The following is a 26746-nucleotide window of genomic DNA, read 5'->3' as shown; positions in this document are numbered from 1 at the left end:
CCCGTGGCCTCTACCGGTCCTCCACCCCGTCCTCCTCCGGGGCGTCCGTCACCGTGTCCGTCGCTGTGTCGGCCACCGTGTCGGTCGCCCTGCCGGCCGCCGTGTCGGTCACTGCGTCCTGCACTGTGTCGACCCGCGCTCGCGGATCGGCCGCGAACCTCCGCAGGATCGCGCCGAACCGTGCGGCGATCACCTCGACGGCGTCCTGCTCGAACACGTGCCGCTGGTATTGCAGGCCCACCCGCAGGTGCGGATCCTCGATCGCCGCCACGCCCAGCGGGTAGTGCGAGCCGCTCGACATGCCCACCCCGGTGATCGCCACACCGGCGGCGGTGTTCGCCTCCCGCAGGGCGGCCCGGTCGATGGGATACGACTCGAACACCACGAGGGTGTCGAACAGGCCGCCCCGGCCGGTCGGCCGCTCGACGCCCGCCGGGCGGTGGTGATGGTGGTCCAGCAGCGCGGCCTGGCGGGACTGCACCTCGGTCGCCAGGTCGGCCAGGGTGGCGTCCGGTGCGCATCTCACCCGCACGGGCACGTTGTTGATGAACAGCCCGATCATCGAGTGGGCGTCCGGCACCGACGGCGGCCGGCCCGACACCGTCGCGCCGAACACCACGTCCCGCCGGCCGGTCAGCCGTCCCAGCAGGACGCCCCAGGCCACCTGGACGACGGTGTTCAGCGTGACGCCCAGCTCGGTGGCGCGCCGCGCCAACGCGCGGGCCTCCGCCACCGGGAGCGGGACGTCGGCCAGACCGAAACCCTCCCACTCGACGGGGGACGTCGTCTCCGGGGCGAGCAGCGTCGGCCCGCCGAGCCCGTCCAGCTCCGCCGCCCAGGCCCGGGCCGACTCCTCGGGGTCCTGCCCGGCGCGCCATGCCAGGTAGTCCCGGAACTCCGGCGCAGGAGGCAGCGCCGACGGGTCACCTGCCGACCCGTAGAGCCGGAGCAACTCCTGCATGAACAGCGGGCCCGACCATCCGTCCAGCAGCACGTGGTGGGCGGAGAACACCAGTTCCGAGCGCTCCGGACCCACCGTGACCAGCGTCATCCGCAGCATCGGCGGTGCGGCGGGGTCGAAGTGGGCGTCGCTGTCCTCGGCCAGGAACCGTTGCAGCGCGTCCTCGCGCTGACCCCCCTCCAGATCGGAGAGGTCGAGATGCCGCCACGGCAGCCGGACGCCGTCGACCACGAGCTGGACGAGGCTTCCGGACGCGTCGTGGACGAACGCCGTCCGCAGGTTGGCGTACCGGTCGAGCACGGCCTGTCCCGCCGCGCGCAAGCGGTCCGGGTCCACCCGTCCGGACAGATGGATCACCATCTGCATGTGGTAGGCGTCGAACGGGATTCCGGCCGCCATCGCGTGGACGAGCAGCTCCGGCTGGAGCGGCGCGAGCGGCCACACGTCCACCAGGCCGGGGTGGCGTGCCCGCCACGCCTCCAGCTCGCCGGGATCCACCGGGACCATCGTCGCGTCCGACGGGACCGGGTCGCCGCCGTGCTCCGCGACGTACCGGGCCAGCCCCTCCAGCGCGTCCGACCAGAGGTCCACCAGCTCCGCGACCTCGTCGCGGGACAGCACCCCGGTGGGGAAGGCGACGCGGGCGCTCAGCCTCGGGCCGTCCTCGGCGTCCGACACGTACGCGTTGACATCGAGCGTCGCCAGCACCGGACCGTCCGCGGCGGGCTCGGCGACCAGCTCGGCCGCGTCGGCGGCCTCGGTCCACCCGTTCCCTCGCAGGCTCTCCGGCATGTCCGCCGCCGAGAACCTGCCCAGGTAGTTGAAGGCGATCTGGCCGGTGGGGTACGGCTCCAACTCGGCCGCGGTCTCGGCGTTGAGGTACCGCAGCAACCCGAAGCCGATGCCCTTGTCGGGCAGCGCCGCCACCTGCTCCCCGACCCGGGCGACCACCTCGCCGGCGGCCGGCCCGCCGGCGAAGGCCTCCTGCGGGTCGGTGTCGCCGATGTCGAGGCGGACCGGGAACACGCTGGTGAACCAGCCCATGGTCCGGGAGACGTCCGCCCCCGGTACCACCTGCTCCTCCCGGCCGTGCCCCTCGACCCGCAGCAGCACCGAGGACTCCTCCAAGCCCCGCCGGCGGCGCCACCGGACGACCGCCAACGCCAGCCCGGCCAGCAGGCCGTCGTTGACGCCGCCGCGGAACGCCGCCGGGAGCGCGGTCACCACCGACTCGGTCAGCGGCGCCGGGAGCCGCAGCCACACCGCGTCCACGGTGGACATGACGTCCGCGGCCGGATCGAGCGCGCGGGACCCGAGCACCGGGTCCGGAGCGTCCAGCACCGACCGCCACAGCGGCAGCTCCGCGACCCGCGCCGGGTCGGCCGCCTCCGCGGCGAGCGCGTGCGCCCACCGCCGCATCGACGTCCCCACCCGGGGCAGGGCCGGCGTCTTCCCGGCCTGGACCTGCTCCCAGGCCGCCGCGAGGTCCGGCAGCAGGATCCGCCATGACACGCCGTCTACCACCAGATGGTGCAGGACGATCAGCAACCGGGTCTTTTCGGGGAATGTGGGGGGTCGCCCTCCTGCTGGGGCCAGGGTCGGCCCGGACTGCGCCGGTGCGAACCACACGAACCGGGCCATGATGCCCGCGGACGGGTCCAGCGCGCGGGTGGCGGCGCTCAGCTCCGCGGCGGCAAGGTCCCGCCACCGCTCGTCCCAGCGGCCGTCGCATTCGACGCGGCGGATCAGCCCCGCCGCGTCCACCGAACCCGGCGCGCTCACCTCCAGGGTCCCGCCGTCGGCGGCGACCAGCCGGGACCGCAGGAGGTCGTGGTGGTCCAGCACCGCGCTCAGCGTCGCGGTCAGCCCGGCGTGGTCGATGCCGTCCGGGAGATCCACCACCATGGACTGGGAGAACCGGTCGAATCCCTCGGGCGTGGTTCCCTGCTCGCGGATCCACCGCGCCACGGGCAGCAGCGGCATGGTTCCGGTGCCGCCGCCCTCGAACTCCTCCAGGGTCGCGCTCGCGCCGGACCGGCCGCGCACCTCCCCGGCCAGCTTCGCGACCGTCCGGTGCTCGAAGACGTCCCGCGGGCTGATCTCCACTCCGTGGGCCCGCGCCCGCGACACCACCTGGATGGACTGGATGCTGTCCCCGCCCGTGGCGAAGAAGTCATCATCGAGGCCCACCCGCTCCAGCCCCATGACCTCGGCGAAGACCTCGGCCAGGACCCGTTCCAGGTGGTCGCGCGGCGCCCGGTAGGTCTCGCCCGTGAACTCCGGGTCCGGTAGCGCACCGCGGTCCACCTTCCCGTTCGGCGTCATCGGCAGGCGGTCCAGCACGACGAACGCCGACGGCACCATGAACTCCGGCAGCCGCCCCGACAGGAAACCGCGCAGTTCCCCCGCCGAGACCCCGGAGCTCAGGTCGATGCCGCCGCCGCCGAGCCCCTCGGACCGGTCGGTCTCCAGCAGGCCCACGGGCACCACGTAGCCGACCAGTTGCCTGGCCCCGCTCGTCCCGGCGGACTCCCGGACGACCACCACGGCCTGCGCGACCCTCGGATGGGCCGCCAGGGCCGCTTCGATCTCGCCCGGCTCGATCCGGTATCCGCGCAGCTTCACCTGCGTGTCCGCCCGTCCGACGAACTCCAGCTCGCCGCCCGGGTTCCAGCGGACGAGGTCGCCGGTCCGGTACATCCGCTCACCCGGTCCGCCGAACGGGCAGGCCACGAACCGCCCGCCGGTCAGCCCGGCCCGGCCGAGGTACCCGCGGGCGAGACCCGCCCCGGCCACGTACAGCTCGCCCGCCACGCCCACCGGTACCGGGCGCAGGAACGCGTCCAGGACGTACACGCGGGCGTTCGGGATCGGCCGCCCGATCGACGGCGTCCGGCCGTCCCCGACCAGGGATTCGCACAGGGTCGGCATCACCGTGGTCTCCGTCGGACCGTAGGCGTTCGCCATCCGGCGGTCCTGCGACCAGGCCGCCACCAGCTCGGGCGAGACCGGTTCCCCGGCCACCGTCAGGGTGGTGACGGTGGGCAGCGACCCGGGCGGCAGCGCCGCCAGCACCGAGGGCGTCAGCAGGACGTGGCTCACCCGGTGGGTGTTGATCGTCTCCACCAGCGGTTCGCCCGCGGCCAGTTCGTCCCGGCCGGCCAGGACGAACGCGGCGCCGGAGAGCAGCGCCATGCACATCTCCCAGACCGAGGAGTCGAAGCTCGGCGAGTTGAACTGGAGGACCCGGCTCTCCGGCGTCACGTCAAGGCCGTCGATCTGGGACGCGAGCAGGCTCGCCAGCCCCACATGGGTCACCGTCACACCCTTCGGCAGCCCGGTCGACCCGGAGGTGTAGATGACGTAGGCGGCGTTGGCCACCGTGAGCGGACCGAGCCGGTCGGCGTCGCGAACCGGCTCCGCCTCCCGGTCGGCGCCGGACGCTGCGGCACCGGACGCTGCCGCACCGGACAGTGCGGCACCGGACAGTGCAGTGGCGATGTCCGGATCGTCCAGGTGGACGACGGACGCGTTCAGGTCCGGGACCTGCTCCGCCGTCGAAGCGTCCACGATCACCAGGTGCGCCTCGGAGTCCTTCACCATGAACTCGATCCGGTCCGCGGGGTAGGCGGGGTCCACCGGCAGGTAGGCGCCGCCCGCCTTCATCACCGCCAGCGCGGCGGTCCACAAGCCGGGCGAGCGCGGCAGCATCACCGCGACCACCGACTCCGGACGGACGCCGCGCCCGATCAGCAGCCGCGCCAGCCGGTTGGCCCGGGAGTCCAGCTCCCGGTAGGTCAGCGACTCTCCCTCGTGCACCAGCGCGACCGCGTCCGGACGCTCGGCCACCCGGCGCTCGAACAGTTCGGGGATCGTCCCCACCCGTACCGGTGCGGCCGTGTCGTTTACCGTCCGCAGCAAACGGTCGCGCTCGGCGGGGTCCAGCACGTCCACGAGTGCGACGGGCATGACGGGGTCGGCGACCAGTTGCCCGACGACCCGCACGAAACGCGCGACGATGCCTTCGGCCGTGCCCCGGTCGAACAGGTCGGTGGCGTATTCGAGACGGCCCTGGACCCCGTGCCCGGGAAGGGCGAACATCGCGAATTCCAGGTCGAATCTCGCGACATTGGTCGAGAACGGTTCGAGCGTGGCCCGCGTCCCCTGGAGGTCGAAGTCCTCCCAGGAGATGTTCTGCCAGGCGAATGCCACCTGGAACAAGGGGTGGTAGGCGGTGGAGCGTTCGGGGTTGAGCAGTTCGACGAGCCGCTCGAACGGGGCGTCCTGGTTGTTGTAGGCCGCCAGTGCCTTGTCCCGCACGCGGTTGAGCAGAGCCTCGAAAGTGGGGTTGCCCGACAGGTCGGTCCGCAGCACCCATGTGTTGACGAAGAAGCCCACAAGGTCCGTCAGAGCCTCGTCGGTCCGGTTGGCGATCGGCGATCCGATCGTCAGGTCGTCCCTGCCGGTGAGCTGGTGGAGCAGTACGGCCAGCGCCGACTGGAACACCATCGCCGCAGTCATCCCCTGTGCGCGTGCCAATTCCTCGGCCGCCGCCAAGACCTGCGGGTCCACGGTGAACTCGACGGCGTCGCCGCGGCGGCTGGCGACTGCGGGGCGGGGGCGGTCGGTGGGGAGGGGGAGTGGTTGGGGTATGCCGTGGAGTTCTTGGCGCCAGTAGTGGAATTGTTGTGCGGCGAGGCTGGCGGGGTTGTTTTCGTCGCCGAGGAGTTGGCGTTGCCAGAGGGTGTAGTCGGTGTATTGGACTGGGAGGTCGGGCCAGTGTGGGGGGTGGCCGGCGACGCGTGCGGTGTAGGCGGTGGATAGGTCGCGGACGAGGGGTGCCATGGATTCGCCGTCCATGGCGATGTGGTGGATGAGGAGGACCAGGGTGTGTTCGTCGGGTCCGGTGTGGAAGATCCAGGCTCGCAGGGGGATGTCGGTGGCCAGGTCGAAGCGGTGGCTGACGGCCTGGGTGACGGCGGCGTCGATGCCGTCGGCGTCGATGTGCGTTGAGGTGACGGTCAGGTGCGTTTCGTCCAGCGGCAGCACCTTCTGGAACGCGACGCCGCCCTCGTCTTCGACGATCACCGTCCGCAGGCTCTCGTGCCGCCCCACCACGTCCCGGATCGCCGACTCCAGCGCGCCGGCATCGAGCGTGCCCGTCAACCGGATGCGGAGCGGGGAGTTGTAGGTCGCGGATGCGCCCTCGAAACGGTGAATGAACCACAACCGGCGCTGCGCGTACGACAGCGGCAGGCGATCCGGGCGCACCTCGGCGGGCCGCAGCGGCGGCCGCACCCACAGCCCCGTCGACAGGTGCCTGACCAGCTCGGCGACGGACGGTGACTCGAAGATCGCCTTGATGGGGATCTCGACGTTCAGCTCCGTGCGGATCCGGCGGACGAGCCGTGTCGCGAGCAGCGAATGCCCGCCGAGGTCGAAGAAGTCGTCGTCGGCGCCGACCCGCTCCAGCCCGAGCACCTCGGCGAACAACCCGCACAGGACCTCCTCCTGCGCCGTGCGGGGGGCCCGGCCGACGAGCGCCCCGGCGTAGTCGGGCGCCGGCAGCGCCCGCCGGTCCAGCTTTCCGCTGGTGTTCAGGGGCACCTCGGAGATGGTCATCACGGCCGAGGGGACCATGTATCCGGGCAGCCGCCCGGTTACGTGACCGCGCAGCACCGCCGCGAGGGTCTCGCCCTCCCGCGCCCCGGCCGGCTCGTTCGCCAGCGTCCGGCCGACGCGCCCGGACGGGACGAACCCGCCGGACAGCACCCGTCCCGCCGTCCCGCCGCCGGGGAACACGACGACGTCGAAGCACTCCACCGCGTTGGTCGACCAGGTCACGAGCGCGTCCCAGCCCTGTCGTCGCGCCCAGTCGTGCACGTCCTGCGGGTCGATCTCCCGGTGGCCGGTCGCGGGCGCGTCGATCAGCGAGGCCGCCGAGGCGGCCTCGACCTCGCCGGTCAGCCTGGCGTTCGGGATCCGCGTGATCCGCACGGGAGTGTCGCCTCGGGTGCGGACGAACTCGGCCATCCCAGCGAGATCCCCGACCTGCTCGCCCCACACCCAGGTCGGGACGTCGTCCAGCCGCACGGCGTCCACGGGCGCCTTGTGCAGGACGACCTCGTAGCGGTGCCGGGTCAGCTCGTTGTGCGCCCGCCCGGCCTTCAGCCGGATGTCCGCGGCGCCGACGTCATGGCGGTCGGCCCAGCGCGTGAACCACTCGGGGTCCAGCAGCAGTTCCTTCTCCGCCCGCATCGCCTTGGCGACGGCCGCCCGCACCACCGACTCCGCCGCGTCCGGATGCCGTGCCCGCTGCACTCCGGCCCGGAACAACCGGAACGAACCCGCGTTCCGCACATCCCCGACCACGATCCGGCCGCCCGGGGCGAGCAGTTCCATGGCCTGTTGCAGCACGCGGCCCAGGTAGGTGGTGTCCGGGAAGTACTGCACGACGGAGTTCAACACGACCGTGTCGAAATGCCCGCGCGGCAGCCCGGAAACGTCGTCGGCGGTCTGGCACCGCAGCCGCACCCGCTCGGCGTACCCCGCCCGCGCGACCTGGTCGCGCAAGCGCGCGATCACCGTGGCCGACAGGTCGGTGGCCCAGTACTCCTCCACGTCGGGCACGATCTTCGACATCAGCAGCCCGGTGCCCACGCCGATCTCCAGGATTCGGCGGGGGGACCAGGACGAGATCCGCTCCACCGCCGCGTCCCGCCACGCCGCCATCTCCGGCAGCGGGATCGCGGTTCCGGTGTACTGGGAGTCCCAGCCGCCGAAGTCCTCGCCCCACGGCGCGTCCGAGGACGCGTAGACCCGCTCGTGGACCTGCTCCCACGCGGCGACCTTGTCATCCGCCCCGCCGAGGGCGGACCCGGCCGCGCTCGGCACCACGTACGCGACCAGCCGCCGATCACCGGCCGGATCCTCGTGCGCCACCACCACGGCCTGCTCGACGGCCTCGTGCGAGGCGAGGGCCGCCTCGATCTCTCCCGGCTCGACCCGGAAGCCGCGGACCTTGATCTGCGCGTCCGCCCGGCCGATGTACTCCAGCTGGTTCTCGGAGTTCCAGCGAACGAGGTCGCCCGTGCGGTACATCCGTTCCCCGGGGCCACCGAACGGGCACGCGACGAACCGCTCGGCGGTCAGGCCCGCCCGCCGTACATAGCCGCGGGCCAGGCTCGGCCCGGCCACGTACAGTTCGCCGGGAACTCCTGCCGGTACGGGACGGAGGGCGTGGTCCAGCACGTGGACGCGGGCACCGGTGATCGGTCCGCCGATCGGCGGCACGCTTGCGTCCCCCACCAGCGGCGGGCTCATCGTGGCGCACACGGTGGTCTCGGTGGGGCCGTAGGCGTTGATCATCCGCCTGTCGCGCGACCACGCCGCCACCAGGTCCGACGAGGACGCCTCGCCCGCGACGACCAGGGACTCGACCGTCCCCAGCGTCCCCGGCCGCATCGAGGCCAGGACGGGGGGAGGGAGCGTCACATGCGTCACCCGCTGGGCGTCGATCGTGTGCTCCAGCGGATCGCCCGGCGCCAGCGCGTCCTTGTCCGCCAGGACGAGCGTGGCCCCCGACAGCAGGCCCATGCACATCTCCCAGACGGAGGCGTCGAAGCTGGGTGAGGCGAACTGGAGGACGCGGCTGTCGGGCGTGACGTTCAGGCGTTCCACCTGGGTGGCGAGCAGGCTGGCCAGCCCGGTGTGGGTGACCGCCACGCCTTTGGGGCGTCCGGTCGATCCGGAGGTGTAGATGACGTAGGCGGTGTTGCTCACCGAGAGGGGCGCGGGGCGACCGCCTCGCGTGTCGACGCCGGTGTCGACGCCGGTGTCGACGCCGGTGTCGACGCCGGTGTCGGCGTCGGGGGCGTCCGCGTCGGCGTGCAGTACCGGTATCGCGAGGTCGGGCAGCCGCCGCCGCGTGGCGGCATCGGTGACGATCACGTGTGCGGCCGCGTCCGTGAGCATGAACTCGATCCGGTCGGCGGGGTGGGCCGGGTCCACGGGAAGGTAGGCGCCGCCCGCCTTCATCACCGCGAGGACCGCGATGATCAGGTGCGGTGAGCGGGGCAGCGCCACGGCCACCACCGTCTCCGGTCCCACGCCGCGCGCCGCCAATATCTGTGCGAGTTCGCCGGAGCGGGTGTCGAGGTCGTGGTACGTCAGCGACTCGGTGCCGTACATCACCGCGGTTTCGTCGGGACGCTCGGTGACCTGACGCTCGAACAGCGCGGGGATCGTCTCCGCCTCGGCGGGAACTCCCGCGGTGTCGTTCACCCCGGACAGCAGCCAGTCCCGCTCGGCCTCGCCGAGGACGTCCACCGCGCCGGCGGGTAGCCGCGGATCAGCCACCACCTGATGCAGCACCCGCGCGAACCGCGCCGCGATCATCTGGACGGCGTCCTGGTCGAACGCCTCCTCCTGGTACTGCAGGGCGACCCGCAGGTGCGGGTCCTCGAAGGCCAGCACGGCCAGCGGGTAGTGGGTGCCGCCCGAGGTCTTGATCCCCGTGATCTCGACACCGGCGGCGGTGCCCGCCTCCCTGATGCCCGCACGGTCGATCGGATAGGACTCGAAGCCGATGACGGTGTCGAACAGGGTGGTCAGCCCGGCGGCCCGCTGGATGTCGGCCAGCCGGAGGTGGTGGTGATCCAGCAGCGCGGCCTGCCGGGCCTGGAGCCCGGTCATCAGCTCGGCGAGCGTCGCCGCCGGGGAGCACCGCAGCCGCACCGGCACAGTGTTGATGAACAGCCCGATCATCGAGTCGACACCCGGCACCGAGGGCGGGCGGCCGGACACCGCCGCGCCGAACACCACGTCCTGCCGCCCGGTCTGCATTCCGAGCAGCACCCCCCAGGCCACCTGGACGACGGTGTTGAGCGTGACGCCCAGCTCGGTCGCGCGGCCCGCCAGCTCGCGGGCCTCGTCCACCGAGAGCGCCACGTCGACCACGGCGGGACCGGTCGTGCCGAGTTCCTGCGCCCTGCCCGCGGCGATCAGGGTCGGCTCGTCGACCCCGTCCAGCTCCGCCGCCCAGGCCCGGGCCGACTCCGCGTCGTCCCGCTCGGCGAGCCACGCCAGGTAGTCGCGGAACCGGGGGGCCGCGGGCAGCGCCGACGGGTCGCCGGCGGAACCGTACAGCCGAAGCAGGTCCTGCATCAGCAGCGGCAACGACCATCCGTCCAGCAGGACGTGATGGGCCGTGACGACCAGTTCCGAGCGGTCCGAACCGAGCGTGACCAGCGTCATCCGGAGCATCGGCGGCGTCGCGGGGTCGAAGTGGGCGTCGCGGTCCTCGGCCAGGAACCGTTGCAGGGACTCCTCGCGTTCGTCCTCGTGCAGGTCACCGAGGTCCAGATGCCGCCACGGCAACCCCGCGCCGGCGATGACGAGCTGGACCGGGTCCCCGGACTCGTCGTCGACGAACGCCGTCCGCAGGTTGGCGTGGCGGTCGAGGAGGGCCTGCCCGGCCGCGCGCAGCCGATCCGGGTCGACCTGGCCGGACAGATGGATGACCAACTGCATGTGGTAGGCGTCGAAGGCGGTGTCGGCCAGCATCGCGTGGAACAGCAGACCAGCCTGCAACGGACCCAGCGGCCACACGTCCGCCAGGCCGGGATGGCGTTCCCGCCACATCTCCCACTCGCCGGGGCTCACCGTCACCAGCGGCGCGTCGGATCGGCCCCGCCCGCCCTCGTCGCGGTCCGCCGCTCCGGCGGGGCCCTCGGGGCCCTCGGCGTCCGCGCGGCCGTTCAGGACCTCGGCCAGCCTGGCGACCGTCCGGTGCTCGAAGACGTCCCGCGCGCTGATCTCGACCCCGCGTGCGCGCGCCCGCGACACCACCTGGATGGACCGGATGCTGTCCCCACCGGCGGCGAAGAAGTCATCGTCGATTCCCACCCGATCCCGTTGCAGGACCTGCGCGAACACTGCGGCCAGGACCTCTTCCAGGGGCGTGCGCGGCGCCCGGTACGCCGCGGCGGCGATCTCCGGGTCCGGCAGCGCCCGCTGGTCCACCTTGCCGTTCGGGGACAGCGGAAGCCCGCCCAGCACGACGAACGCCGACGGCACCATGAACTCCGGCAGCCGTCCCGACAGGAACGCGCGCAGCTCCGCCGCCGACACCCCGGCGCTGAGGTCGAAGTCGAAGTCGCGGACGTTCGTCACGTTGCCGAACCCCGCCTCGTCGGCGCCGACGGGCACCACATAGCCGATCAGCCGGGTGCTTCCGCCGTTCCCGGCGGGACCGCGGGCGACCACCACGGCCTGCGCGACCCTCGGGTGCGCGACCAGCGCCGTTTCGACCTCGCCGGGCTCGATCCGGAAACCGCGGACCTTCACCTGCGCGTCGGCGCGTCCCCGGTAGTGCAACTCTCCGTCCCGCGTCCACGTCACGAGGTCGCCCGTGCGGTACATCCGTTCCCCGGGACTGCCGAACGGGCATGCGACGAACCGCTCGGAGGTCAGGCCCGCCCGCCGTACATAGCCGCGGGCCAGGCCCGGCCCGGCCACGTACAGTTCGCCGGGAACTCCCGGTGGCACAGGCCGGAGCGCGCCGTCCAGCACGTAGACCCGGGCGCCGGTGATCGGCCCGCCGATGGGCGGCGCGGCGCCGTCGCCCGCCAGCGGTTCGCTCATCGACGCGATGACCGTGGTCTCGGTCGGGCCGTAGGCGTTGATCATCCGCCGTCCCGCCGCCCATGCCGCCGCCAGTTCACCCGAGGTCGCCTCGCCGCCGACCACCAGGGACGTCACGCTCGGCAGCGAACCGGCCGGCAGCGTCGCCAGCACGGGCGGGGGCAGCAGGACATGCGTCACCCCGGACGCCGCGATGGTCTCCACCAGTGGCGTGCCGGGTGCCAGGGCGTCCTTGTCGGCCAGGACCAGGACGGCGCCGGTCAGCAACGCCGTGGTCATCTCCCAGACGGAGGCGTCGAAGCTGGGTGAGGCGAACTGGAGGACGCGGCTGTCGGGCGTGACGTTCAGGCGTTCCACCTGGGTGGCGAGCAGGCTGGCCAGCCCGATGTGGGTGACCGCCACGCCTTTGGGGCGTCCGGTCGACCCGGAGGTGTAGATGACGTAGGCGGTGTTGCCGACCGATGGAGGCCGAAGGCGGTCGCCTGGCGCGTCGGTACCGGCGTCCGCGTCCGCGTCCGCGTCGGAGTCGAGGGTGTCGGTGCGCAGGACGGGGACGGCGAGGTCGGGGAGCTGCCCCTGCGTCGCGGTGTCAGTGATCATCAAGTGTGCGGCCGAGTCCGTGAGCATGAACTCGATCCGGTCGGCGGGGTAGGCCGGGTCCACGGGAAGGTAGGCGCCGCCCGCCTTCATCACCGCGAGGACCGCGACGATCAGGTGCGGAGAGCGGGGCAGCGCCACCGCCACCACCGTCTCCGGTCCCACGCCGCGCGCCGCCAGCACTCGCGCGAGCCGGTCGGAGCGGGTGTCGAGCTCGCGGTAGGCCACCGACGCGGTGCCGTACATCACCGCGGTCTCGTCAGGGCGCTCGGTGACCTGACGCTCGAACAGCGCGGGGATCGTCTCCGCCTCGGCGGGAGCTCCCGCGGTGTCGTTCACCCCGGACAGCAGCCAGTCCCGCTCAGCCTCGCCAAGGACGTCCACCGCGCCCACGGGCAGCCCCGGCTCCGCCACCACCTGACGCAGCACCCGGACGAACCGCTCTCCGATCGCCTCGATCGTCTCCCGGTCGAACAGGTCCGTGGCGTATTCCAGCTGGCACAGCATCCCCTCGCCGGCCGGCTCGTAGGCGAAGCTGAACTCCAGGTCGAACTTCGCGGTCCCGGTCCTGACGCCCTCCAGGGACGCCCGCGCTCCGGGCATGTCCACGTCCAGCCGCGCGTTGCTCTGCCAGGTGAACCCGACCTGGAACAGGGGGTGGTAGGCGGTGGAGCGTTCGGGGTTGAGCAGTTCGACGAGCCGCTCGAACGGGGCGTCCTGGTTGTCGTAGGCCGCCAGCGCCTTGTCCCGCACCCTGCCGAGGACGGCCGCGAAGGCGGGGGCGCCCGACAGGTCGGTCCGCAGCACCCACGTGTTGACGAAGAAGCCGACCAGGTCGGCCAGCGCCTCCTCGGTACGGCCCGCGATGCTGCATCCGATCGTGATGTCCTCGCCACCGCCCAGGCGGTGCAGCAGGACCGCCATCGCCGACTGGAGCACCATCGCGACGGTCGCGTCATGCTCGCGGGCCAGCTCCTCGATCGCGGCATGCATCGCTGTGTCGAGCCGGATTTCGAGCATGTCGCCGCGGCGGCTGGCGACTGCGGGGCGGGGGCGGTCGGTGGGGAGGGGGAGTGGTTGGGGTATGCCGTGGAGTTCTTGGCGCCAGTAGTGGAATTGTTGTGCGGCGAGGCTGGCGGGGTTGTTTTCGTCGCCGAGGAGTTGGCGTTGCCAGAGGGTGTAGTCGGTGTATTGGACTGGGAGGTCGGGCCAGTGTGGGGGGTGGCCGGCGACGCGTGCGGTGTAGGCGGTGGATAGGTCGCGGACGAGGGGTGCCATGGATTCGCCGTCCATGGCGATGTGGTGGATGAGGAGGACCAGGGTGTGTTCGTCGGGTCCGGTGTGGAAGATCCAGGCTCGCAGGGGGATGTCGGTGGCCAGGTCGAAGCGGTGGCTGACGGCCTGGGTGACGGCGGCGTCGATGCCGGCAGGGCCGACGTCCTGCGAGGTGACGGTCACGTGTGCTTCGTCCAGCGGCAGCACCTTCTGGAACGCGACGCCGCCCTCGTCTTCGACGATCACCGTCCGCAGGCTCTCGTGCCGCCCCACCACGTCCCGGATCGCCAGCTCAAGCGCACGGAGATGGAGCGTGCCCGTCAACCGGACGCGAAGCGGGACGTTGTAGGTCGCCGAGGGACCCTCGAAACGGTGAATGAACCACAACCGGCGCTGCGCAAAAGACAGGGGAATCATGTGACCTCTACTCCTTGACCATCATCTTGCGCAGGCGCGGCCTGCTGGATTCGGCGAAGTCGTCCACTTCGAGGGCCAGTTCCGAGACACGGGGGAACTTGAGGATCGTCCCGACGGGAACGTCGAGCCCGAGGGCGGCGCGAATGCGGCTGGACAACCGGGTCGCGAGCAGCGAATGCCCGCCGAGGTCGAAGAAATTGTCGTCGACGCCGACCCGCTCCAGCCCGAGCACATCGGCGTACAGCCGGCAGAGCGCCTTCTCCCGCCGCGTCCGCGGCGCCCGGTAGCCGTTCCCGGCGAACTCGGGGTCGGGCAGGGCGGCCCGGTCGAGCTTGCCGCCCGGCGTCAGCGGCAACCGGTCGAGCGTCACGAACGCCGCCGGCACCATGAAGTCCGGGAGCCGCTTCGACAGATGGCCGCGGAGCTCGCCGGGCGCCGCCGCGTCCCGTCCGGCGGGGACGACGTAGCCGACGAGCTGCTTGCTCGCGGCGGCGTCGTGGCCGTCGCGGGCGATCACGGCCGCCTGCGCCACCGCCGGATGCTCCGCCAGCACCGCCTCGATCTCGCCCGGCTCGATCCGGAAGCCGCGGATCTTCACCTGGGCGTCGCTCCGGCCCAGATACTCCAGCCGCCCGGACGCGCTCCAGCGCACCAGGTCCCCGGTGCGGTACATCCGCGCGCCGGGCGGCCCGAACGGGCACGCGACGAAGCGTGCGGCGGTCAGGCCCGGCCGACGCACGTATCCCCGTGCGAGCCCGGAGCCCGCGAGGTACAGCTCACCGGCGACACCGGCCGGTACGGGACGCAACGCCCCGTCCAGCACGTAGGCGCCGGTGTTGTCCATGGGGAGCCCGATGGGGACGTTCTCACCGACCGCCTCCCGGGCCGGCAGCGGGTGGCTGGTGGCGTACACCGTCGTCTCCGTCGGGCCGTACACGTGCACGAACGCCGTGTCCGGGCAGGTGTCGAGCGCGCGTTGGAACGACGGGGACGAGGAGCGCTCGCCACCGGTCCACACTTCCCGCAACCCCGCCAGGCACGTGGCGTCCTCCTGGACGAGGAGGTTGAACAACGCGGTGGTCAGGAAGATCGAGGTCAGCGCGTGCTCGGTCACGTACGCGGCGAGCGTACCGGGATCGAGGGCCGCGGGCCCGGCCACCGCGACCCGGCCGCCGCCCAGCAGCGGGATCCACAGCTCCCAGACGGATGCGTCGAACATCAGCGGCGAGTGCAGCAGCACCCGCTCGTGGGCGCCGCCGCGCCACCGCCGGTCGAGGGCCAGGTCCACGACGGCCCGGTGGGTCACCCCGACGCCCTTCGGCACCCCGGTCGAGCCGGAGGTGTAGATGACGTAGGCCAGCCGGTCCGGTCGCCTCTGCGGGTCCGAGCCCACCGCGAGATCCGGAGCGCGGCCCGGTTCCGTTTCGCCGGACGCGGCGTCCAGCTCGCCGACCAGCACGCTCGGGCAGTCCACGTCCGGCAGCCGCGCCGCGAAGTCCACGCTGGTCACCAGGACGGCCGGGCGGGTGTCCCCGAGCATGAACGCGATCCGTTCGGCCGGGTAGCCGGGATCCACCGGCAGGTACGCGCCGCCGGCCTTCAGCACCGCGAGCAGCACCGCCACCAGCTCGGCCGACGGCGGCAGCGCCACCGCCACCACCGACTCCGGCCCCACACCGCGCCGGGCCAGGGCGCGCGCGAGCCGGTCGGACCGGGAATCGAGCTCCCGGTACGTCAGCGACTCCTCGTCCGACACGACCGCGACCGCGTCGGGGGTGGCGGTCGCCTGGCTCGTGAACAGTACGGGGATGGTGATGTCAGGCGTGGCGACGGCGGTGTCGTTGAGCTCGCGCAGCAGGTGGTCGCGTTCGGCGGGGTCCAGCACCTCGACGGAGCCCGCGCGGCGGGTGGGATCCGCGGCCAGCTGACGAAGGACCAGCCCGAAACGGGCCGAGATCGCCGTGGCCGTCTCCTCGTCGAACGCGTTCCGCTGGTACTGGAGGGTCAGCCGTAGGCGGGAATCCGCGTCGGCCATCGCCATCACGGTCAGGGGGTAGTGGGTCGTGGTGACCAGGCCGATGCCGGTACAGCCGATCCCGGCCGCCTCGCTCGTCTCGGCGAGTCCGGCCCGGTCCACCGGGAAGGACTCGAACGCGACACAGGTGTCGAACAGGCTCCGCAGCCCGGTCAGCCGCTGGACGTCGGTCAGCCCGACGTGGTGGTGGTCCAGCAGCGCGGCCTGCCGGCCCTGCAACTCGGTCAGCATGTGGGCGAGCGAGTCCTCCGGCGCCCACCGCACCCGTACGGGGACGGCGTTGAGGAACATCCCCACCATCTCGTCCACGCCGGGCACCGCGGGCGGGCGGCCCGACACCGTCGCGCCGAAGACGACGTCCCGGCGCCCGGTCAGCCGCCCGCACAAGATCGCCCACGCGCCCTGGACGACGGTGTTCAGCGTGACGCCCAGCTCGGCGGCGCGATGGGCCAGCTCCGCGGCCTCCTGCGCGGACAGCGGCACGGGCACCTGCCCGACACCGTCCTCGGCACCGCCCTCGTTCGAGGTGGACGAGGTGGACGAAGTCCGCGAGGTCTGCGAGGCGGACGGGCCATCGGGCGCGAGCGTCGCCGGCTCGTCCAGCCCGTCGAGGTCCAGGGCCCACGCTCGCGCCGACTCGTCCCCGTCCTGCCGGGACAGCCAGGTGAGGAATTCGCGGTAGTCGCGCGCGGGCGGTAGCGCCGCCGCGTCGCCGCCGGTCTTGTAGAGCCGGAGCAGGTCCTTCGCCAGCAGCGGCAGCGACCAGCCGTCGAACACCGCGTGGTGGGCGGTGAGCACCAGCTCCGACCGCTCGGAACCCATTGTGACCAGGGTGAACCGGAGCAGCGGCGGCGCGGCCAGGTCCAGCGGGACGGCCAGGTCATCGGCGAGGAGGCGTTCGAAGGCGGCTTCGCGGCCCGCTTCGCCGAGGCCGCCCAGATCGACGTCCCGCCAGGGCAGCGGGATCTTGTCCAGCACCAGCTGGACGAGTTCGCCGGAGGCGCCCGGCACGAACGCGGTGCGCAGGCCGGCGTGGCGGTCGAGCAGGGCCTGCGCCGCCGCGCGCAGCCGCGCCGGGTCCACCGGTCCGCTCAGATGCAGCACGCACTGCACGCGGTACGGGTCGAACGCGGACTCGTTCGCCATCGTGTGGAACAGCAGCCCCGACTGCAAGGGCGTCAGCGGCCAGACGTCCACCAGCCCGGGGTAGCGCTGCTCCCAGGTCTCGATCTCGTCCTGCCCGACCGGCAGCAACGGCACGTCGGAGGGCGTCATCCCGCCGGCGCCCGGCCGGGCGGCGTGCGCGGCCAGTGCTCGGAGGGCGGCCGGCCACAGATCGGCGAGCTCACGTACCTCGGTGGAGCCGAGCACACCCGCCGGAGCGGCGAACACGGCGTCCAGCCTGGGCCCGTCGGCCGTGTCGGTGACCGTGGCCTCGATGTCCAGCTCGGACGGCACGGGCATGCCCGCGTCCCGCCCGATGCCCAGGCCCGAGTCCACATCGGAGAACCGCCCCACGTAGGTGAAGCCGATCTGGCCGATCGGGTGGTCGCGCAGCACCGGCGCCGTGTCCGGGTTCAGGTACCGCAGCAGCCCGTAGCCGATCCCCTCGTCCGGGACGGCACGCAGCCGCTCCTTGACCGCCTTGATCACCGCCCCGGCGGCCGGGCCGCCCGCGAACGCCTCGTCGAGGTCGATCCCGGTCAGGTCCAGGCGGACGGGGAACACGCTGGTGAACCCGCCGACGGTGCGGGACACGTCGGCGCCCGGCACCGCGCCCTCCGCGCGGCCGTCGCCCGACAGCCGTACCAGCGTCGACGGCTCATAGACGCCCCGCCTGCGGCGCCACTCCGCCACCGCCAGCGCCAGCCCGGCCAGCAGAACGTCGCGGGCCTCGCCGTGGAAGGCCGCCGGCACCCGGGCGAGCACCGCCTCGGTCTCCGGCACCGGCAACCGGACCGTCACCTTCTCGACGGTGGAGGACGCGTCCACGTCCGGATCCAGCCGCCGGGTTCCGAGCAGCGGGTCCGGCCCGTCCACGGTCGACCGCCAGAACGGCAGCTCCGCGACCCGCTCGGGCCGCGACGCCTCGTCCGCGAGGGCGTGCGCCCAGCGCCGCATCGAGGTGGGCACCGGTGCCGGCGAGGGCTCCTCTCCCGCGCGCACCCTGGCCCATGCCTCCGCGAGGTCGCGGGCGAGGATCCACCAGGACGCCGCGTCGACCACCAGCCGGTGCAGCGCCACCAGCAGCCGGCCGGGAGGACCGGCCTGCCCGGCGCCGGACGCGGCCACCGGGTCGAACCACACGAACTGGGCCATCACGCCCGCCGCCGGAGCGAGCCGCAGGGCCGCCGCGTCCAGCTCGCGCGCCACCAGCCGGCGCCAGTCCTCCCCGTCCCACCGCCCCTCGCACCCGATCCGGCGGGTCAGCGCCTTCACGTCCACCGAGCCCGGTGGATCGACCCGCAGGCCGGGACCGTCCTCCCGCACCAGCCGGGACCGGAGGACGTCGTGGCGGTCCACCACCGCGTCCAGCGTCGCGATCAGCCCGGCCCGGTCGACGCCTTCGGGCAGCTCCAGCACCATGGCCTGGAGGAACTCGCCGAAGCCGGGCCCGCCGGTGAGGAGCCACTCCGCCGCCGGCGGCAGCGGCATCCAGCCGACGCCGCCGCCGTCGAGTTCCGCGAGGCGCGGACGCCCGCCGTCCCGGCGGTTCGCCACCGCGGCCTCGGCCAGTTTCGCCACGGTCCGGTATTCGAAGATCTGCCGGGGGCTCACGTCCACGTCCTGAGCGCGGGCCCTGGTCACCACCTGGATCGACTGGATGCTGTCCAGGCCCAGCGCGAAGAAGTCATCGTCGATGCCCATCCGGTCGACGCCGAGCAACGCGCCGAACGCCTCCGCCAGGACCGCCTCCTCCGGAGTCCGCGGCGCCCGGTAGGCGTCCCGGGTGAACACCGGGTCGGGCAGGGCCGCCCGGTCCACCTTCCCGCTCGCCGTGAGCGGCAGCCGGTCCAGCGACATCACCGCCGACGGCACCATGTAGTCCGGGAGGCGTCGCGCGGCGTGCGCACGCACGTCCGCCGCCATGACACCGGACGACAGGTCGATCTCACCGTCCCGGACGGTCCGGCCCGGGCCGCCGCCGGTGCTCTCGCGCGGGACGACGTAACCCACCAGCCGCGGACCCGCCGGGGTCTCCCGGGCCAGCACGACGGCCTGCGCCACTCCCGGGTGGGATTCCAGCGCGGCTTCGACCTCGCCGGGCTCGATCCGGAACCCGCGGATCTTGACCTGGTCGTCCGCGCGTCCCCGGAACAGCAACTCGCCGTCCGGCGTGGCGACCACCACGTCGCCCGTGCGGTACATCCGCTCGCCCGGACGGCCGAACGGACACGCGACGAACCGGGTGGCCGTCCACCCGTGCCGGCGCAGGTAACCCCGGGCCAGTCCCGGTCCGGCCACGTACAACTCGCCGGGCACGCCCGCGGGCACGGGCCGGAGCGCGTGGTCCAGCACGTAGACCCGGGCGTCGGTGATCGCCCGTCCGATGGGGGGTGGGGTGCCGTCGCCGGTCAGTGGTCCGCTCATCGAGGCGATGACGGTCGTCTCGGTGGGGCCGTAGGCATTGATCATCCGTCGTCCCGGCGCCCAGGCGGCCGCGAGTTCGCCGGAGGTGGCGTCGCCGCCGACCACCAGGGACGTCACGCTGGGCAGTGACCCGGGGGGCAGGGTCGCCAGTACTGGTGGGGGCAGCAGGACATGGGTCACCCCGGATGCCGCGATGGTCTCCACCAGCGGTGTGCCGGGTGCCAGGGCGTCACGGTCGGCCACCACCAGGGTCGCGCCGGTCAGCAACGCCGTGGCCATCTCCCAGACGGAGGCGTCGAAGCTGGGCGAGGCGAACTGGAGCACCCGGCTCTCGGGCGTCACGTCCAACCGTTCCACCTGGGTGGCCAGCAGGGCGGCCAGACCCGAATGGGCGACCGCGACGGCCTTCGGATGGCCGGTCGAACCGGAGGTGTAGATGACGTAGGCGGTGTTGCCCACCGACAGCGGGGACACCCGGTCCGCGTCCTTCACCGGCGCGGGGTCGGCGGCGGCCATCGCCCGGATGACCTCGGGGTCGTCGACGCGCAGCACCGGCACCGCGAGCTCCGGTAGCCGCTCCGCCGTCCCCTTGTCACCGATCACCAGGCGCGCCCCCGAGTCCGCCACCATGAACGCGATCCGGTCCGCCGGGTAGGCGGCGTCCACCGGCAGGTAGGCGCCACCGGCCTTGACCACCGCCAGTACCGCGACCACCGCCTCCGGCGTCCGCGGCAGTGCCACCCCCACCACCGACTCCGGCCCCACACCGCGTGCGGCCAGGACCCGCGCCAGCCGGTTGGCGCGGGCGTCGAGCTCCCGGTAGGTCAGCGGCTCCGCGCCGGACACTCCGCCGGGAAGGACGGCGATCCCGTCCGGCCGCGCGATGACCTGGCGGTCGAACAACTCGGCGATCGACGTCTCGGGTACTGACCCGGCGGTCTCCTGCTGCCCGCTCATCGGTGCTCCTTCCAGCGGGACCGGCACGTCCGCCCGCAGCGGATCGACGCCGGAGTCGGGTGGGGTGGTCGGGCGGGGCCGCTAGACGACGCGGCGCGGCGGCCGGGAGAACGGCGTGCGCTGCGAGAAGAAGTTCAGCCGCTCCTGCACGTCGCGGAAGTTCTCCTGCGTCGCCCTGCCGGTCACGTTGAGCAGCAGGGTGTCGGACGAGCCGGGCCCGTCGAGGTAGCCCGCGAGCGGGCCGCTGGTGCTCGTCGGGTGGTTGCGGTTGGCGACCCGCGTCAGCGGGTCGGACGTCACCGCGTTGTCCCGCATCTTGCGGACGGTGCGGACCGCGTCCGGGGAGCCGGTGAGCGACTTGGTCTCCTGCCCGCCCAGGTTGTTGCGGGGCAGGTGCAGGTGCATGTCACGCCAGGCGAAGATGAAGACGCGCAGGTCGGAGGCGTGGCGGCGCAGCCGCGGCAGGAGCGCGTGCTCCTCGCCGGACTCCTGGAGCCTCCCGAGCGCCTCGGCGAACTGCTCGTACAGGTCGGTGAACAGGTGGAAGCGCATGCTGACCGAGTGGCTGCCGCTGGTCAGGCCGAGGTTCTCCCGGATCTGGTGGTAGTCGTAGGTGCTGAGGTTGTCGACGATCGGCGGCAGGCACGCCTCGATCGGCGCGTACAGGTCGGCGACGCCGTCGAGCATCTCGACCGCGAGGGCCACGTCACCCTCGCGTGCGGCGCGGGTCGCGATCTCGAGCCGGTCGTTGATCTCCCGGACGAGGAGCTCGGGGATCTGGTGCAGGCCACGGAACTGCGTGAAGTAGGTGTCGCCGGTCAGGCGGTGCTCGTGGACGGCGTGCCGCAGGTGGTCGGAGGCGAGGAGCCGGTCGATCTCGTCCTCGGGCGCCGGATGCGCCGCGCGGGCCAGGTTCGCGCTCCACACGCGGGCGTCGTGGTTGGCGATGCGGGCGCAGTGCAGGATGCCGTACTCGACGCTTTCGAGGGACGCCCCGGCGATCGTCGCCTGCACGTCGAGTCCGCCCTGCTCGACGAAGTGGGACAGCGCCTTGTCGAAGCCCTGCATGGCCGGAAGGAACTCGGTGAACGCGGGGGTCGTGTCGACCGGCCAGCGCGGCGCGTCACCGCTCCAGCCGTCGCTGACGCGGAGCGCGTCGACGCTCAGCCGGACGAGCACGCGATGAAAACTGCGCACCCAGTGGAGTTGCGTCACGCAGCGGTCGACGTCCTGCCTGCCGAGGTGCTCGGCGGCCCGGTTGAGAAGGTCGGTGAGATTGTGCAGCGCGATTTCGGCGGACTGGTAAAGCCCGACGAGCAACGCCTCCTTTGTGGCGGGCTCGACCGTCATGGCCTCGCGCGCTGCCTCGATGGCACTGAGACTTTGCAGGGAATGATAGTGCTCGGCGATGACGCCGCGCTGGTTGCGCGCCGGCTCTTGCTCGGTGCTCAGCTCAGTAGACAAGAGTTCTCTCCAGCCCAGTCAGGGAATGTAGCGAGTACTCGACTTCTGCTCGGTTCGGCTACGCCGTGCCGCCGGCGCCACCTGCGCCGGCGGCCATGGACTCCCGCAGGCTTCTGGGCCGCAGGTCAGTCCAGTTCTCCTCGATGTATCCCAGGCAGTCCTGACGGTTCTCCGGGCCGAACACGGCCTGCCAGCCGGCCGGCACGTCGGCGAAGAACGGCCACAGCGAATGCTGGTCCTCCGCGTTCACCAGAACGAGGAACCGGCCCTCTTCGTCGTCGAATGGATTGGTGCTCACACCCACACCCCCTTGCCTTTTGGGTAGCTCGATCCCAGCTGAAAAAACGGGGCGCCTGCATATTCGCCCACTTTTTCATTTCACTGTCGCCGAGCTTAGCGACGGTCGATAACTGATCGTTAACGCCGCCGATAACGTCAACTCGGCGGGGCGGAATGCGCCGCCGCGGCCCGCCGCCGGCGCTGGTAGGCGAGGGTCGCCAGGCCGAGCAGCGGCCCCCAGGCCAGCATCGGCACGTAGGTGGCGCTCATGACCCAGGCCGCCGCCCCCTCGGGGAAGGACGGGTCGGACTCGTACCCGCCGAGCACTCGGGTGATCTTGATGGCGAACGCGACGCCGAAGCCCGTCAGGATCGCGGTGGCGAACCAGGCCGGGACCAGGGCCGCATACGGGGCGACCCTCCTGCCTCCGGCGAAGGGGATCCAGCCGGGCACCCGCTCGCCCCACGGCCGGACGAGCCCGAGCGCCAGCAGGGCGCAGCCCTCCGTCAGCAGGCTCAGGAGGATCGGCCACACCGATCCGCGTCCGGGCATCTGGGCCTCCCGGAGCCAGGCGTGGTCGAAGCCGACCGGGACTCCGACCGCCATGGCGATGCGCCACAGCCCGGAGGGAAGGGGCGCCAGCGCTGAGGCGTGCGCCGTCCAGCGGGCCCAGCGGGGGGCGGTCGGTACGTGGGACGAGGACGCCGAGTGGCGTGATGTGATCGACATGGGTCAAGAGTCGGTACCCGGGGAGGGGGACGCCCAGATGCCGATCGTCCTGGAACGGCCGGCGCGAAAGGTGCCATCCGGCACCGTTGCCGGCACTGCCCGGCGCCTTAGGCTCGGGCCATGCGAGCAGAGCAGGGGCGGTCGTGGCCGGTCGCGGTCGCGGGGGGCACGGTGCTGGCCGGGCTCGCCGCCTCCCCGGCGTTCGGCGCGATCGTGACCGTACCGGCCGCGGCGGCGGTGGCCGCGGCGGTCCTGAACGCGCGTCCGGCCCCGCACCCGTGGTGGGTGTGGAGCGGGAGCGTGGCCGCCGCCGTCTCGATCGCCGCCAGCGCGGCCTACCCGCGTTCGGGCTCCGCCGACGTCCCGGAGTCGGGCCAGGTCTTCGGGTACGTGGAGATGGCGGCGCTGATGGTGGCGGCCGGGGGTGTGGCCCGGTGGGCGCCGGCGCGCCGGGCGAGCGCGCTCGTCGTCGCGTGCGGTGCCGCCGTCGTCGCGCTCGTGCTGAGGCTGATCATGGCGAGTACCGACGTCACCGCGGTCGCGGCGGCGATCGCCTGCGCGATCTTCTCGGCCGGAACGGTCGCGGCGGTCGCCCTCGGGACGTACCTGCGCCTCCTGGAGCTCCGGCGGGCCCGCGCGGTGGCCGGCGCCCGCCGCGCCCAGCGCCTGGAGCTGGCCCAGGACCTGCACGACTTCGTCGCCCACGACGTGAGCGCGATCGTCGCCCAGGCCCAGGCGGGCCAGCTGGTCGCCGCTCGCGACCCCGAACGCGCCGCCGAGCTGTTCGCCCGCGTCGAGCGGGCCGGCCAGCGCGCCCTGGCCTCGATGGACCAGGCCGTGGACGCCCTGCGCCCGGACGGGGACCGGGCCGCAGGGCGGTCCCCGCAGCCCGGCCTGGACGACCTGCCGGCGCTGGCCGAACGCTACGGCGACGCCGGCCCGGCCACGGTGCGGCTCGCCCTCGCTCCCGGCCTGGACGCGTCGCGGGCACAGGCCGCGACCGTGTACCGCGTCGTCGTGGAGGCGTTGACCAACGTGCGCCGGCACGCACCCGCGGCCGGCACGGTCGACGTCGGCGTCGGACGCATGTCCGGCGGCGCGCTGGAGGTCGTCGTCACCAACGACTCCGGCGACCGGTCCGCCCCCGCGCCGCGCGCCCGCCGGCGGGGCGGGACGGGCCTGCCGGGGCTCGCCGAACGCGTGCGGGCCCTCGGCGGCGAGCTGACCGCGGGACCGCATGGCGGCGGCTGGCAGGTCAGAGCCGTCCTGCCGCCGGAGAACGGAGACATCACACGATGATCGACATCCTGATCGCCGACGACCAGGAGGAGATCCGCGGCGCGTTCCGCCTCATCCTGGAGTCCCAGCCCGACCTGCGGGTGGTCGCCGAGGCCGCGGACGGCGGCAGCGCCGTCGAGCTGGCGCGCCGGCACCGTCCCGACGTCGTGCTCGCCGACATCAGGATGCCCGTCCTCGACGGCCTGGAGGTGACCCGGGCCCTGGCGGGGCCCGGTGTCCCGGATCCGCTCCGCGTGGTGGTGGTGACGACGTTCGACCTGGACGAGTACGTCGACGCCGCACTCCGCAACGGAGCCTGCGGCTTCCTGCTCAAGCGCTCCACCCCGGCGCTGCTGGTCGAGGCCGTCCGCGCCGCGGTCGCCGGGGACGCCCTGATCAGCCCGCAGATCACCGTGCGGCTGCTGCGCCACCTCGCGCGCCCGGCGCCGCGCCGGCCCGAGGCGACCGCGGCGACCCCGCCGTCCCTGCCGCCGGCGGCGCTGACGCGGCGCGAGACCGGCATCGTGGCGCTGATCGCCGCCGGCCGGACCAACACCGAGATCGCCGGCGAGCTCCATCTGTCGCACGGCACCGTCAAGAACTACATCGCCGCCATCCAGGCCAAGCTCGGGACCCGCAACCGCGTGGGCATCGCCGCGTGGGCCTGGGACAACGGCCACACCACCGCCCAGGACGCGTGACGGCCGGCGCGCCCGGCGAGCGGCGCGCCGGCCGGTCACCCGGGGCGACCGGTCACCTGGGCCGGCCGGCGGTCTGCGCCGCCATCAGGTCGCGGTAACCGTCGCTGCGGGCCAGCAGTTCGTCGTGCGTGCCCGTGTCGGCGGCGCGGCCGCCGTCCAGGAGGATCACCCGGTCGGCGGCCCGGATGGTGGAGAGCCGGTGCGCGATCGTGATCATCGTGTGCCCGGTCCGGGCGGACGCGACGGCCTCCTGCACGGCCTTCTCGTTCTCGGTGTCCAGGCTGGAGACCGCCTCGTCCAGCACGATGACCGGCGCGTTGTTGATCAGCGCGCGGGCGATCGCGATGCGCTGCCGCTGCCCGCCCGACAGCTGCGCCCCGCGCTCCCCGCAGGGCGTGTCGTAGCCCTGCGGCAGAGCGGCGATGAAGTCGTGCGCTATCGCATCGCGCGCCGCCGCCTCGACCTCGGCGTCGCTCGCCCGCGGGCGGGCGAGCCGGATGTTCTCGCGCACCGACAGGTTGAACAGGTACACCTCCTGCGGGACGAGCGTCACCGCCGCGCGCAGCGCCGACAGCGGCAGGTCCCGGACGTCGTGCCCGCCGATCAGCACCCGCCCGGACGCCACGTCCCAGAACCGCAGGAGCAGGTTCGCGCACGTGGTCTTTCCCGCCCCCGACCGGCCGACGAGCGCGACGGTCTCGCCGGGACGGACGTGCAGGTCCACCCCGTCGAGCACGTCGGGGCCGGCACCGTCGTAGCGGAAGCGGACGTCCTCGAAACGCACGTCGGCCGCCACGATGTCCGGGGCCTCGGCCGCGTCGTCGGTGACCTGGGCGGGATAACCGATGATCGCCAGGACGCGCGCGGCGGCGGCGCGGACCTCGCCGAGCGTCCGCGCGGTCGCCGACACCGTGGCGATCGGGCGGAGGGACGCCAGCGCCAGCACGATCAGCGCGGGCAGCCAGCGCGGGTCCAGGTCGCCCGTCCGGACCTGGTGCGCGGCGGTGAGCGGCACCAGGATGACGCCGAGCGCCAGCAGCAGGTCGGTGGCCGCCTGTTCGAGGCCGGACCGGCGCGCGTACGCCGCGCCGTGCGCCGCGGTCGCGCGGGTCCGGCCGACCAGCCGTGCCAGGTACCAGTCCCCGCGCCCGAACGTCACCAGCTCCCGTAGTCCCTGCACGCCGTCCAGCGCCTCGGCGTTCAGGGTGCCGAGCTCGCGGCGCATCGCCCGGCCCTGCGCCGCGGCACGTCCGGCCAGCGTGAACGGGACGACGGCGACCAGGATCATGAGTGCAAGCGCGACCAGCGCCGTCCGCCAGTCCAGCGCGGCGATCACCCCGAGTGAGGCGAGCGAGACCAGCACCGCGCCGAGATAGTCGCCGGCGGTGTGCGCGAAGAACATCTCGGTCTTCTCCACGTCCGCCATGGCGGAGGCGGTGAGATCCCCGGTCCGCTTGCCGAGGATCCTGCCGGGCGTGGCGCGCTCCAGCCCGTCGTAGAGCCTGACGCGCAGCCCGGCCAGGATCCGGAACGCCCAGTCGTGGCTGATGTAGGACTGCCACCAGGTGGCGACGCCGGTGAGGACGGCGCACACGGCGAGCGTCCAGACGACCGGGACCTCGTCCCCGAACGTCCGGCCGGTCAGGACCGCGCCGACGAGCCATGCGCCGAGGACGGACGTGGTGATGAGCAGCGCGGAGAACGCGATCCCCGACGTGACGACCAGGGTGAACGCGACCGGATCTTCGAGCATGTAGGGGAGGAGACCGCGCAGCGGGCGCGGGTGCCGCGCGCTATCGGCGCCGCGTGTTTCCGTTG

The 26746-nt window shown here is 73.1% G+C and carries 8 protein-coding genes; 2 read left to right on the top strand and 6 right to left on the bottom strand.

From position 1 onward, the window contains the following. Positions 1-10 precede the first annotated feature (10 nt). The 5 genes from AMA02S_RS00430 to AMA02S_RS00410 form a co-directional block, all read right to left on the bottom strand. The gene (locus AMA02S_RS00430) at positions 11-13894 is read right to left on the bottom strand and encodes a non-ribosomal peptide synthetase (RefSeq protein ID WP_084264373.1); all 13884 of its coding nucleotides are present in this window, start codon (positions 13892-13894) and stop codon (positions 11-13) included. Positions 13895-13901: 7 nt separating this feature from the next. Beyond that, positions 13902-20477 carry a non-ribosomal peptide synthetase gene (locus tag AMA02S_RS00425; RefSeq protein WP_067449799.1) on the bottom strand — a complete coding sequence of 2192 codons (6576 nt, stop codon included), beginning with the start codon at positions 20475-20477 and terminating at the stop codon, positions 13902-13904. An 81-nt stretch (positions 20478-20558) separates the two neighbouring features. Next, the gene (locus AMA02S_RS00420; protein ID WP_067449798.1) at positions 20559-21941 is read right to left on the bottom strand and encodes a hypothetical protein; all 1383 of its coding nucleotides are present in this window, start codon (positions 21939-21941) and stop codon (positions 20559-20561) included. A 58-nt stretch (positions 21942-21999) separates the two neighbouring features. Then, entirely contained in the window at positions 22000-22239 is a 240-nt protein-coding gene (locus AMA02S_RS00415; RefSeq protein WP_067450115.1) for an MbtH family protein, read from the bottom strand. 137 nt (positions 22240-22376) lie between these two features. Further along, the gene (locus AMA02S_RS00410) at positions 22377-22949 is read right to left on the bottom strand and encodes a hypothetical protein (protein ID WP_067449795.1); all 573 of its coding nucleotides are present in this window, start codon (positions 22947-22949) and stop codon (positions 22377-22379) included. Between the two features lie 120 nt (positions 22950-23069). Between AMA02S_RS00410 and AMA02S_RS00405 the strand changes: the two genes are divergently transcribed. Continuing rightward, the gene (locus tag AMA02S_RS00405) at positions 23070-24248 is read left to right on the top strand and encodes a sensor histidine kinase (RefSeq protein WP_067449793.1); all 1179 of its coding nucleotides are present in this window, start codon (positions 23070-23072) and stop codon (positions 24246-24248) included. After that, the gene (locus AMA02S_RS00400; RefSeq protein ID WP_067449791.1) at positions 24245-24928 is read left to right on the top strand and encodes a response regulator; all 684 of its coding nucleotides are present in this window, start codon (positions 24245-24247) and stop codon (positions 24926-24928) included. The genes AMA02S_RS00405 and AMA02S_RS00400 overlap by 4 nt, the downstream gene beginning before the upstream one ends. Positions 24929-24980: 52 nt before the next feature. On the opposite strand, the gene cydC is transcribed toward AMA02S_RS00400, so the two are convergent. Then, positions 24981-26681 (bottom strand): thiol reductant ABC exporter subunit CydC, encoded by a 1701-nt coding sequence (gene cydC / locus AMA02S_RS00395; protein WP_169806749.1) that lies wholly within the window; start codon positions 26679-26681, stop codon positions 24981-24983. Between the last annotated feature and the right edge of the window lie 65 nt (positions 26682-26746).

It is taken from the genome of Actinomadura macra NBRC 14102, assembly GCF_001552215.1.
Classification (GTDB): Bacteria; Actinomycetota; Actinomycetes; order Streptosporangiales; family Streptosporangiaceae; genus Spirillospora; species Spirillospora macra.
The sequence above is the reverse complement of the archived record's forward strand: the minus strand, read 5'-3'. Positions and strand labels throughout refer to the sequence as shown.